Origin of the sequence: Roseomonas marmotae (genome assembly GCF_017654485.1) — a bacterium.
Taxonomy (GTDB): domain Bacteria; phylum Pseudomonadota; class Alphaproteobacteria; order Acetobacterales; family Acetobacteraceae; genus Pseudoroseomonas; species Pseudoroseomonas marmotae.
In genome coordinates, this window is the sequence record NZ_CP061091.1 from 2935022 (window position 1) to 2946565 (window position 11544).

Annotated in this window: 9 protein-coding genes; 6 read left to right on the top strand and 3 right to left on the bottom strand. The window is 68.5% G+C overall.

Annotated elements, in window-relative coordinates; genetic code table 11:
• On the bottom strand, positions 1 to 3069 hold the full coding sequence (locus IAI58_RS13745; RefSeq protein WP_208775957.1) for a carbohydrate-binding domain-containing protein: 3069 nt from the start codon (positions 3067 to 3069) through the stop codon (positions 1 to 3).
• 611 nt (positions 3070 to 3680) lie between these two features.
• On the opposite strand from IAI58_RS13745, the gene cysS reads away from it, so the two are divergent.
• The 4 genes from cysS to IAI58_RS13765 all read left to right on the top strand — a co-directional run bounded on the left by cysS (position 3681) and on the right by IAI58_RS13765 (position 8251).
• A complete protein-coding gene (cysS, locus tag IAI58_RS13750) occupies positions 3681 to 5114 on the top strand; it encodes a cysteine--tRNA ligase (protein ID WP_207450259.1) in 1434 nt (477 codons plus the stop codon).
• Positions 5115 to 5327: 213 nt separating this feature from the next.
• Entirely contained in the window at positions 5328 to 5684 is a 357-nt protein-coding gene (gene copM / locus IAI58_RS13755) for a CopM family metallochaperone (RefSeq protein WP_207450257.1), read from the top strand.
• A gap of 75 nt (positions 5685 to 5759) precedes the next feature.
• Positions 5760 to 6596, top strand: coding sequence for an RNA methyltransferase (locus IAI58_RS13760; protein WP_207450255.1), 837 nt, complete (start codon positions 5760 to 5762; stop codon positions 6594 to 6596).
• Positions 6597 to 6664: 68 nt separating this feature from the next.
• Positions 6665 to 8251: an ABC transporter substrate-binding protein gene (locus IAI58_RS13765; RefSeq protein WP_207450253.1), complete on the top strand. Its 1587-nt coding sequence runs from the start codon at positions 6665 to 6667 to the stop codon at positions 8249 to 8251.
• Here the strand turns inward: IAI58_RS13765 and IAI58_RS13770 are convergent.
• Both IAI58_RS13770 and gorA read right to left on the bottom strand, forming a co-directional pair.
• Positions 8248 to 9192, bottom strand: a complete 945-nt coding sequence (locus tag IAI58_RS13770) for an alpha/beta hydrolase (protein WP_207450251.1) — start codon at positions 9190 to 9192, stop codon at positions 8248 to 8250. The genes IAI58_RS13765 and IAI58_RS13770 overlap by 4 nt on opposite strands.
• 4 nt (positions 9193 to 9196) lie before the next feature.
• On the bottom strand, positions 9197 to 10558 hold the full coding sequence (gorA, locus tag IAI58_RS13775) for a glutathione-disulfide reductase (protein WP_207450249.1): 1362 nt from the start codon (positions 10556 to 10558) through the stop codon (positions 9197 to 9199).
• A gap of 126 nt (positions 10559 to 10684) precedes the next feature.
• Here gorA and IAI58_RS13780 point away from each other — a divergent pair, with 126 nt between their 5' ends.
• On the top strand, positions 10685 to 11014 hold the full coding sequence (locus IAI58_RS13780) for an ArsR/SmtB family transcription factor (protein ID WP_207450247.1): 330 nt from the start codon (positions 10685 to 10687) through the stop codon (positions 11012 to 11014).
• Positions 11011 to 11541, top strand: a complete 531-nt coding sequence (locus IAI58_RS13785; RefSeq protein WP_207450245.1) for a rhodanese family protein — start codon at positions 11011 to 11013, stop codon at positions 11539 to 11541. Before IAI58_RS13780 ends, IAI58_RS13785 begins: the two co-directional genes overlap by 4 nt.
• Positions 11542 to 11544 lie beyond the last annotated feature (3 nt).

Genomic DNA, 11544 nt, shown 5'->3' on the forward strand with positions numbered 1-11544 from the left:
TCACACCGCGAAGACAGCATCCGTATGCACCACGGGGTGCTGGTCGATGGAGAAATACGCGTCACCATTGGTCAGCAGTGCCGCGCTGTCGCCGGTGGAGACGCCACCCAGGAGGATGTCGTCCACATAGAGGTTGCGGTCGGCAGCCTCATGGCCGCCCCAGGCGTCGTTGATGAAAGAGACCGTCACCGCATGGTCCTGGCCCACCATGACATCGCCCAGCGCCACTTCCATGCCGCTGAAGCCATGCTGCGCCGAGACCGCGCCACGCCAGGCTTCCTCACCATTCATCGTCACCACCGCGATGGCATCGCCCTGCCAGGAGTCGCCGCTCAGCACGATCGACAGCGGGGCCATGACAGGGGCCGAGGGGGGGGTGGAGTGAGACTGGGCAACGGTGAAGACCTCGTCACCATTCCCGAACAGCTCGGCCGAGCTGCCGGTGGAAGCGCCGCCCAGGAGGATGTCGTCCACATAGAGGTTGCGGTCCGCACCCTCATGGCCGCCCCAGGCGTCGTTGATGAAGGAGACGGTCACGTCATGCGCCCGGTCGGTGGAGACATCGCCCAGCGCCACCTCCATGCCGCTGGAGCCACGCTGCGCCGAAACCCCGCCGCGCCAAGCCTCCACGCCGTTCACCGACACCACCGCAATGGCATCGCCCTGCCAGGAGTCACCGCTCAGCACGATCGACAGCGGGGCCACGGCCGGGGCCGCGGGGGTCGAGGCTTCCGGGGCCGAGGGAGCGGTGGAGCCATGCGCGACGGTGAAGACCTCGTCACCATTCCCGAACATCTCGGCCTTGCTGCCGGTGGAGGCGCCGCCCACGAGGATGTCGTCCACATAGAGGTTGCGGTCCGCACCCTCATGGCCGCCCCAGCCATCGTTGATGAAGGAGACGGTCACGTCATGCGCCCGGTCGGTGGAAACATCGCCCAGCGCCACTTCCATGCCGCTGGAGCCATGCTGTGCCGAGACCGCGCCGCGCCAGGCTTCCACGCCATCCACCTTCACCACCGCGATGGCGTCGCCCTGCCAGGAGTCACCGCTCAGCACGATCGACAGCGGGGCCATGGCCGGGGCGTCATGCGCCGGAGTTTCCAAGGCCGGGGCATCTGTCTGGGGAAGCTCCGGTGCCGGCGCCTCATGCGACGGGGCGCTCGGCACCGGCCGCTCGGTCGGCATGTTCGAGGCGTCCGGCGGGGCCAGAGCGAAGGTGGGGTCGTTGGCGTAGATGTCGCCGCCGGTCATCGGCGGGTTTTCGGCCAGCAACTCGTGATAGAGCGCGGCGGCCTCGGCATTGCCGGTCAGCTGCGCCAGGCCGGAGAGCGTCGCCAGCGCCAGCTGCGCATAGTTGCCGTCGGTATGAGCCCAGCCCTCGCCGTTCGACCAGCCCCGCGCCTGGGTCTGCGCGCCGATCTCGGCCCAGGTCTTGTAGATCTCGCCCGTCACCGGGTCGCTGTTGGCGATCAGATAGGCCGCGCCGTCATGCTGCGGCAGGCCATCGGCCTCATGCTGGAAGCGGCCGATCAGGAAGTTCGACATCCAGTCCAGCAGCGTCAGCGCGTCGGCATTGCCGCGCTCGGCGGCGGCGATCGCGGTGGAGGCGAAGTAGTCCTGCTGCCACGGCGGCAGCGCGCCGGCCGTGCCATAGACGCCCGGCACCCAGCCATGCGCCTCGCCCTGCTGCTCGGTCCAGGTGGGGATCTGCGAGACCAGCCACTTCCAGTTGCTCTCGGAAGCCGCGGTGAAATAGGCCTTCTCCGCGCTGCCATCCGGCGCCGCGAAGGCGGCATTGTCGATCTGCCGCAGCGACCAGGCGGCGCCGCGCACCTGGTTGCCGTTGACCACCAGGTCCTCGGCCATGCTGCGCTCTTCCGGCCAGTGCGCGAGGATGTTCCAGCTGGCCTGGGCATTCAGGTTGTCGAGGATCCAGCGCTCGCCGGTCAGCAGGTAGGGCACGAAGGAGAGGTCGGGCTGGTGGGAGCTGTCGAGCACCCAGCCGGACTGGCCGTCGTTGAACTGCACCAGCGAGCCGGAACTGGCGTCGCCCGGGCGGCCCTGGCCGCCGCGGCCATCGGTCCAGAGGCGGGGGTAGTCGTCGGTGCTGAGCCAGCTGTCGTTCCGGGCGTCCCAGTGGTGCCAGGGGATGGCGCTGGCGGCCTCGGCCTGGCCCAGGGCGTATTCGGCGGCGCGCGCATCCTGCGACAGCAGCCAGGTGGTGTTGCCGAAGGTGGTGAAGCCGATATCGCCACGGCCACCGGTGCCGGGCATGTACTGGGTCACGCCGTTGGCGGCGAGCGGCGCGTCCCAGCCGGGCGCGCCGATGGTGTTGCCAAGATCGCTCAGGACAGCTTCGGAGACCTTGAGGCCGAGGTCGTAGTTGGCGACGGCGCCGGTCTGCTGCAGGTGGGCGATGTCGTGGCGGATGTTCAGCCAGCCGCTCTGGGCGTCGCCCAGGCCCTGGCCGCCATTCTGCTCGTCGAGCTGGAAGCTGCGGTGCCAGTTCTCATACTGGCCCTGGCTGACGGTTTCCTTCGCCAGCACCTGGCCGTCCATGGTGACGGTGACGCCGTAGTTGGCGCGGCCGCCGGTGGCCTCCATGGCGCGGTCGTTGTTGAACTGGGCGTCGACGGAGAGGGTGCCGTCCTTGAAGGCGGTGACGTCGAAGATCAGGCGCTGCGACCCCTCGAGGGTCATCTCGACGCGGGCCTGGCTGGCCAGCGGGCCGTCCTGCCAGACGCTGGCGGTGCCATTGGCGATGGCCTGCTGCAGGGCGGCGAGGACGTCGACCTGGGTGGTGCCGGCGGCGGTGTCGAGCGTCACGTTGAAGCTGTGCTGCCGGGCCACGGCGGCGAGGTCGACGGCGGCGCCGGTGGCGGCCGTGGCGGCGGGGGCGAGGCTGAGGGCGAGGCTCTGGCCGGCGGCGAGATCGGGGCGCTCGAGGGAGAGCACGGCCATCTTCACCGAGCCATCCTCATAGGTGGACTTGATGTCCATCTGCACGGGGACCTCGCGGCCGCCGATCCGGGCGGTGAGGCCGGAAGATGCCGGAAGTTCTCCGCGCACGAAGACTTGGCCGAAGGTTGTCACGCCACCGACAAGAGTGTGAGAACCCGCGTTTTCCAAGGTCAGATTGATTGCCATTTTTCTCGCGCCAGTAAAACTAGGTTCAGGACCAAGTAAAAGAGGTTCAGGCTGCGTCTTGTGGGGCCGTGCTTCCGGTGGGTCCGACGGTGAGGTTTTCCCTCCGCCGAATTCACATCACCGCGACCTCTCGATTTCGTGATCAGCCAAATGGCTGGTTAACACGAAATTTTCAACAAAATTTTGCCTATATTACCGTTTTGTAATATTCCTGAGCGCGAAACGCCAGTGAAAGCCAAGATCAAGCATTGCCTTGGCCGTTCATAACAGCTGTTGCCGGAAAAGCTAGAGCTTTGCATCTCCGTGGGACATCGAGATTATTGCTAAGTTGAATTCTCAACCTGGAAGTAATGGCGAGGACAGGCAGGCTGCGGGCGCAGGGCCGCGGAAGCGCCGGAATCCGCCAGGCGGGGACATGGCAGCAGTGACGCGACGGACGGCCAATGCCGCTCCGGCGCGGTTTCTATTGAGGCACAGGCGGGCTAGTATCCGCCCCCTTTCCCGAACGCCCCGACCCTGACAGGCCCGACTGGATGACCGAACTCGCCTTCCACAACAGCGCCACTCGCCGCCGCGAGGCCTTCGCGCCAATCGATGCGGAGCATGTGCGCCTCTATGTGTGCGGGCCCACGGTCTACGACCTCGCGCATCTCGGTAATGCGCGGCCGGTGGTCGTCTTCGACGTGCTGACGCGGCTGCTGCGGCGGATCTATCCGCGCGTCACCTATGTCCGGAACATTACGGACGTGGATGACAAGATCAACGCCCGCTCCACCGAGAGCGGCGAGCCGATCGGCGCCATCACCGCCCGCACCATCACCGACTTCCACCGCGACATGGCCGCGCTGGGCTGCCTGCCGCCGGATGAGGAGCCGCGCGCGACCGATAACATCGCGCAGATGATCAGCCTGATCGAAAAGCTGGTCGCGGGCGGCCATGCCTATGAGGCTGAGGGGCATGTGCTCTTCTCCGTGCCCAGCTATCCCGCCTATGGCCAGCTCTCCGGCCGTTCGCCGGAGGAGATGCTGGCGGGTGCCCGCGTGGAGGTCGCGCCCTACAAGCGTGACCCCGGCGACTTCGTGCTCTGGAAGCCCAGCGAGCCCGGCCTGCCGGGTTGGGACAGCCCCTGGGGCCGTGGCCGCCCGGGCTGGCATATCGAATGCTCGGCCATGTCCTGGCGTTATCTGGGGCCGGATTTCGACATCCACGGCGGCGGGCATGACCTTCTCTTCCCGCATCATGAGAATGAGCTGGCGCAGTCCGTCTGCGCCTTCCCCGGCAGCCGTTTCGCCCGGATGTGGCTGCACAACGGCATGCTGCTGGTGAATGGGGAGAAGATGTCGAAGTCGCTCGGCAATTTCCTGACCGTGCGCGACATCCTGGAGCGTGGCCCCTGGGCCGGGGAAGCCTTCCGCCTGCTGCTGCTGAAGACCCATTACCGCGCCGCGCTGGACTATACGGTCGAGCGGCTGGAGGAAGCGCGGGGTGAACTGGACGACTTCTATGCCCTGCTGGCCCGCGACCTGCCGCTGCCGGAAGCCGATGACGCGCTCGTGGCGGAAATGGCGGAATGGGCGCTGGAGCCGTTGGGGGATGACCTGAACACCCCCCTCGCCATCGCCCGGCTGCGTGACCTCCGCACGCTGGAGAATGTGGCGACGGTGGGTGGCTCCGCCACCGCCGTGCTCAGCCGCATCGGCCGCCATTGGGAACCGAAATCCGGCCAGGCGGCGGCGGCGCTGCGGCAGGCGGCGGGCGTGCTCGGCCTGCTTGGCTCCGCCCCACAGGCATGGCGCCAGGGTGGCGCGGAGGATGAGAATGCGGCAATCGAGGCCGCCATCGCCGCCCGCCTCGCCGCCCGTGCCGCGAAGAACTGGGCGGAGGCCGACCGCATCCGCGCCGATCTGACGGCCCAGGGCATCGTGCTGGAGGATTCCGCCTCCGGCACCACCTGGCGCCGGGCCTGAGCCAGCCCTCGGCCGCCGCCGCCCGTCGCCCATGCGGCGGCGAGACAGGCGGCGGCCGCGGCGGTGGCGTCCATGCCCGCCAGCATCGCAGGGCAGCCATGCGAGGCCAGCGCATAGGCATGTGCGGATCTCAACAGGCGGAGTACCTCTTGCCTTCCCACAGGGGTAAGGGCCCATCTGCGGGAGGATGAGATCCAACCGGGAATGTCCACCATGAAGCCTCTGGTTATCGCCGCGACCCTGTTTCTCTCCTTCACTGGCGTCACCCTGGCGCAGCATGCGGATCACGGCGCAGCCAAGCCCGCGGCCGGGTCGGAAAGCGCCTCGACCCGCGCTTTCCGGGATTCGATGATGCGAATGCACAAGAACATGGACATCCCCTATACCGGCGACGCTGACCGCGACTTCGCCGCCGGGATGATCCCGCACCACCAGGGCGCCATCGACATGGCCCGGATCGAGCTCGAGCACGGCAAGGACCCGGAGATGCGGAAGCTGGCGCAGGAGATCATCGTGGCCCAGGAGAAGGAGATCGCGCAGCTCCGCGCCTTCTTGGCCCGGGCGCGCTAACCCCTTTCCGTGCGGGCGCGGCGGGGCTATCGGGGCGGCCATGTTCACTGCCACGCCCGTAAGGATGCCTGCCCCATGACCGGCCGCGACGGCGGCGCCGATCTGGCGCCCCTGCCGGGCGAGAGCCCGATCGTCGTCCTCGTGCGCCCGCAGCTGGCCGAAAATATCGGCATGGTGGCGCGCGCCATGGCCAATGGCGGACTGTTCCACCTGCGTCTCGTCGCCCCGCGCGACGGCTGGCCGCAGGAGCGGGCCTGGTATGCCTCCTCCGGCGCCGATCGCATCCTGGATGCCGCCACGGTGCATGAGACGGTGGCCGACGCCGTGGCCGATTGCCACCGGGTGCTGGCCACCTGCCCCCGCCCTCGCCACGTCATCGTGCCAGTCATGACCGCGCGCGGCGCGGCGGACGAGCTGGTGAAGATCTGCCGCACCGACGGGCACCGCGTCGCCATCCTCTTCGGCCCCGAGCGCGCGGGGCTGGATACCGAGGACATGGCCCGGGCCGATACGCTGGTGCGCTATCCGCTCAACCCCAGGCATATGTCGCTGAACCTGGCGCAGGCCGTGATGATCATGGCCTATGAATGGTGGAACGCGGCCGAGGACAGCACGCCGCCGCGCCAGCTCATGACCAACGAGACCCAGGTCGCCACCAAGGGCGAGTTGGACAATTTCCTGGAACGGCTGGTGCGGGAGCTGGATGCCAGCGGCTTCCTCGACAACCACCCGAAGCGCGCGGGCATGGTGCGCAACCTCCGCCACTGGTTCAACCGGGGCGAGGTGACGACGCAGGAGCTGCGCACCTTGCACGGTGTCGTCAGCGAACTTTCCAAGGGTCGCATGCTGCGCGGCCGGCCGGCGGAGGAAGATCCGCCGCTGCCCTGGCTGGAAGACAGTTTGCCGCGTTGACGCTGCGCGAGGCGGCTGCCTAGTCTTCCCCAAAGTCCCGCCAAGAGGGGGACAGGGAGGAAGATATGATGCACCGCCGTACCCTGCTGCAGGGGGCCGCGCTGGGAGGCCTGGCCCTGGCCCGCCCGGCCCTCGCCCAGCCGACCCGTGGCTCCACGCTCCGCTTCGTGCCGCAGGCCAATCTGACGGCGCTGGACCCGATCTGGACATCGGCGATCGTCACGCAGATCCATGGCTACCATGTCTTCGACACGCTCTATGGCGTGGATGGCAACCAGCGGGCGCTGCCGCAGATGGCGGAAGGCCATACCGTCTCGGACGACCGCCGCACCTGGCGCATCCGCCTGCGGGAGGGCCTGCGCTTCCATGACGGGGAGCCGGTGCTGGCCCGCGACGCCGCCGCCAGCTTGGAACGCTGGTCGAAGCGCGACCCCTTCGGCCAGACCCTGGCCAAGGTGGTGGAAAGCTGGGGCACCGCCGATGACCGCACCATCGAGATCAAGCTGACCCGCCCCTTCCCGATGCTGCTGGACGCCATCGCGAAGCCCGACGCGAATATCGCCGTCATCATGCCGGAGCGCCTTGCACGCACCGATGCCAATGCGCAGGTGGGGGAGGTCATCGGCTCCGGCCCCTACCGCTTCCTGAAGGATGAATTCGTCGCCGGCAGCCGCTCGGCCTATGGGAAGTTCGACGGCTATGTGCCGCGGGAGGGCACGCCGGACTGGACCAGCGGCGGCAAGGTGGCGCATTTCAACCGGGTCGAATGGCATGTGCTGCCCGACCCCTCCACCGCCGTCGCGGCCCTAAGCAATGGCGAGGTGGACTGGGTGGACCAGCCGCTGGCCGACCTGATCCCGAGCTTGCAGCGCAACCGCAACGTCAAGATCGATACGCTGGCGACATCGGGCTTCATGAGCCTGATGCGGCTGAACCACCTGCAGCCCCCCTTCAACAATCCGAAGGTCCGCCGCGCGGTGGCGCTGGCCGTCAACCAAGCCGACTACATGGGCGTCACGCTGGGCCAGGACCAGTCCGTCTGGCGCGAATGCCGCAGCCTCTTCCCCTGTGGCACGCCCTGGGCCACAGAGGATCTCTCCGAACTCGCCAGCCATCCGCGCAGCCTTGACCGCGCCAAGGCGGCGCTCGCGGAATCCGGCTATGCGGGGGAGAAGGTGGTGATCATCAACCCCACTGATTTCCCGCTGATCGGCCCGCATGGCCAACTCACGGCGGATCTGCTGACGCGCATCGGCATGAATGTGGACCTGATGGAAAGCGACTGGGGCACGGTGGTGCAGCGCCGCGTGTCGCGTGAGCCCGTGGAGAAGGGCGGCTGGAGCATCTTCCACACCTATGGCTCCTCCATGTCCTACATCAGCCCGGCGGTCTCCTCGCTGGTGAAGGGCACCGGGGCCAGCGGCTGGTTCGGCTGGTATGAAAGCCCGAAGATGGAGGAGATGATCCAGGCCTGGCTGGATGCGCCGGACCAGGACGCGCAGAAGAAGGTGGCTGACCAGATCAACAGGCTGGCGCAGGATGATGTCGCCACCATCCCGCTGGGCCAGTTCTTCATCCGCACGGCCTATCGCAACAACCTGACCGGCTTCGTGAAGGGCAGCATGCCCTATCCCTGGGGCGTGCGGCCGGCCTAGCCCATGACCTTTCGCAGCCAGCGCCCGCTGGCTGCGAAGGCGCGGTCGGCGGCGCCGACATGCCCCGCCGACCGCAGGAAGCCATGCACGGTGCCGGCGAAGAATTCCTCGTCCACATCAACGCCGGCCTCGCGCAGCTTCGCGGCCATGGCGAAATTCTCGCTGGCCAGCACATCGAGTTCCGTCAGCGTCATATGCACGGGCGGAAGGCCACGCAGGTCGGCGCGCAGCGGTGCGGCGAAGGGATTCACCCGGTCCGCCGCCTGCGGCGCGTAGCAGTCCCAGTAGAAGCGCATCCGCTCGCGCGTCAGGCCAAAGCCTTCCGCGAATTCCTCGTAGGATTCCGTGTCGAGGCGGCTGTCATAGACGCCATAGCCCAGCAGCAACCCTCGCAGGCGCAACGCCGGCGCCACCTCCCGCAGCATCAGCGCGGAACCCAGCGCCAGATTGGCGCCCGCCGAATCTCCGCCCAGCACCATGCGCGCGGGGTCGAGCCCCCATTCGCCGCCCTGCGCCGCCACCGCCCGCGCGATGCCCGCGCATTCCTCCAGCGCCTGGGGGAAGACGGCCTCGGGGCTGAGCGCGTAGTCCGGCCCCAGCACGGCGCAGCCCGAGGCCGCGGCATATTCGCGCATGGTGCGGTCATGCGTGTCGATGCTGTTCCAGACCCAGCCGCCGCCATGCAGATAGACCAGCACGGGCAAAGGCCCCTGCCCCGCCACCGGCTTGTGCAGCCGGCACTGAATGCGCCGCCCCCGCACGGGCAGCCAGAACTCGCGGGTCTCCGCCATCTCCGGCCCGCCGCCGAGGGTCAGGTTCAGCGCGTCATTGATGGCGCGCGCCTCGTCGAAGGGCCGCATCAGCCGGATGGGCGGGAAGGCCTTGGCCCGCTCCTCCATCATCGCGTTGAAGGCGGCCATCTCCGGGTCGATACGGTGCATGGGATCACCCCACCTGCCGGGTGATGGTGCGCAGGGTGACGAATTCCTCGGCCGCCGTGGGATGGATGCCGATGGTCGCGTCGAAATCCTGCTTGGTGGCGCCAGCGACAATCGCGATGGCGATGCCCTGCATCATTTCCGCCGCGTCGTCGCCCAGCATATGCGCGCCGACCACCTTCTGGCTGGCCCGGTCCACCACCAGCTTCATCACCGTCTTGCGCGCCCGCTTGCTAATGGTGTGGCGCATGGGCGTAAAGCGGGTCAGGTAGATATCGACCGGCCCCTGCGCCGCGGCCAGTTCCTCCGTCAGCCCCACCGTGGCGGCGGGCGGGATGGTGAAGACGGCTGTGGGCACATTCTGCAGGTTGGCGGTGCGCGGCTTGTTGCCGAAGAGAGTATCCGCCAGGGCATGGCCCTGCGCCGTCGCCACCGGGGTCAGGTTCAGCTGGTCCGTCACATCGCCCAGGGCAAAGATATGCGGCTGGCGCGTGGTCTGCCGGGCATCCACGGGAATGGCACCGAAGCGGCCGGTGACGATCTCCGCCGCCTCAAGGTTCAGCCCGCCGGTATTGGCGACGCGGCCGGTGGCGAACATCACGGCATCCACCGTCGCCGCCTGCCCGCCAGCCGTGGCCACCCGGATGCCATCCGCCGTCTTCTCCAGGCTGGCGATCTCGTGGCCGACATGCTGGCGGATGCCCAGCGCATCCAGCGCGTCGCGCATCGCCTCGCGGATATCGTGGTCGAAGCCGCGCAGCGGCAGAGACTGGCGATAGACCAGATCCACCTCCGCCCCCAGGGCCCGCAGCAGGGAGGCGAATTCCAGCGCGATATACCCGCCGCCCACCACGGCCACGCGCCGCGGCATCTCCTCCAGCGTGAAGAGGTCGTCGGAGATCATGCCCAGCTCAGCGCCCGGGATATCCGGCTTCACCGGATGCCCGCCGGTGGCGATGACGATCCGCTCCGCCGTCACGCGCCGGCCGCCGACGTCCAGGGTATGTGGGTCGATGAAGGTGGCGCGGCACTCGAAGGGGGTGACGCCGGCATTGGCCAGCAGCCGGCCGTAGATGGCGGAAAGGCGCTCCACCTCGGCATCCCGTGCCTCCTTCAGCACGGACCAGCGATGCTGGCCCTTGACCATCTCCTGCCAGCCGAAGGCCGCGGCCTCCTCGGCCCAGAGGCCGTATTCGCCGGCATTCACCATGATCTTCTTGGGCACGCAGCCGACATTGACGCAGGTGCCGCCCCAGAACCGCTCCTCCGCCACCGCCACCCTGGCGCCATGGGTGGCGGAGATGCGGGCGCAGCGCACGCCGGCCGAGCCGCCGCCGATGACGAAAAGGTCGAAGTCATAGGCGCTCATCTCGGGAGGTCCTCTCAGCTGCCACCCGCAAGAAAGGTGTGGTGGGGGCAGCCGTCAAGGCATCGCGGGTCAGCCCTGGACTTTAAATTAGAAAATACTAAATTAGATTTCTCTAAAGGAAAGCCGATGCCACCCGACCTCGCCGATCTCGAAGCCCGCGCCGCCGAGGCCGCCGCCCTGCTGCGGCAGCTCTCCCATGAAGGCCGCCTGCTGCTGCTCTGCCACCTGGTGATGGAAGGCGAGATGCCGGTGAAGCGGCTGGCTGGCGCGGTGCGCCTGTCGCAATCCGCCCTCTCCCAGCATCTGGCGCAGCTACGGCGGGACGGGCTGGTGGCGACGCGGCGGGAAGGCACCACCATCCACTATCGGCTGGCCGACCCCCGCATCGCCACGCTGATCGGCACCTTGCGGGACCTGTTCTGCCCCTCCGAACCCCGGCACGAGGACACGCCATGACCCTCCCCACCCTCTCTCCGCAGGAGGCTGCCCGGCGCCTGCGGGACGGCACCGCCGTCCTGGCCGATATCCGGGAGGCGGATGAGCGCGCCCGCGCACGCATTGCCGGCTCCGCCGCGCTTCCACTCTCCCGGCTGGCAGGCGCGGCGGCACCCGGGCGGGCGGATCAGGCGGTGATCTTCCATTGCCTGTCCGGCGCCCGCACCGCGCAGAACGCGGCGGCGCTGGCTGGCACCGCGGCTGGGCGGCCCGCCCTCATCCTGGAAGGCGGCCTGCGCGCGTGGCAGGCGGCGGGGCTGCCGGTGGAAAGCGACGCGCGCGCGCCCATGCCGATCATGCGGCAGGTGCAGATCGTCGCGGGTGGGCTGGTGGTGCTGGGCGCGTTGGGCGGCGCCCTGTGGCACCCTGCGCTGCACGCGGTCTCCGCCTTCATCGGCGCCGGGCTGGTATTCTCGGGGGTGACGGGCACCTGCGGGATGGGCGCGCTGCTGGGCAAGATGCCCTGGAACGGACGGCGGCCGGCCTGAGCC

Bases quoted from the DNA above. Each gene is read 5' to 3' on its own strand.
- IAI58_RS13765 (WP_207450253.1), top strand. From the start codon at position 6,665: ATGCACCGCCGTACCCTGCTGCAGGGGGCCGCGCTGGGAGGCCTGGCC.
- IAI58_RS13785 (WP_207450245.1), top strand. From the start codon at position 11,011: ATGACCCTCCCCACCCTCTCTCCGCAGGAGGCTGCCCGGCGCCTGCGG.
- IAI58_RS13770 (WP_207450251.1), bottom strand. From the start codon at position 9,192: ATGCACCGTATCGACCCGGAGATGGCCGCCTTCAACGCGATGATGGAG.
- cysS (WP_207450259.1), top strand. From the start codon at position 3,681: ATGACCGAACTCGCCTTCCACAACAGCGCCACTCGCCGCCGCGAGGCC.
- copM (WP_207450257.1), top strand. From the start codon at position 5,328: ATGAAGCCTCTGGTTATCGCCGCGACCCTGTTTCTCTCCTTCACTGGC.
- gorA (WP_207450249.1), bottom strand. From the start codon at position 10,558: ATGAGCGCCTATGACTTCGACCTTTTCGTCATCGGCGGCGGCTCGGCC.
- IAI58_RS13780 (WP_207450247.1), top strand. From the start codon at position 10,685: ATGCCACCCGACCTCGCCGATCTCGAAGCCCGCGCCGCCGAGGCCGCC.
- IAI58_RS13760 (WP_207450255.1), top strand. From the start codon at position 5,760: ATGACCGGCCGCGACGGCGGCGCCGATCTGGCGCCCCTGCCGGGCGAG.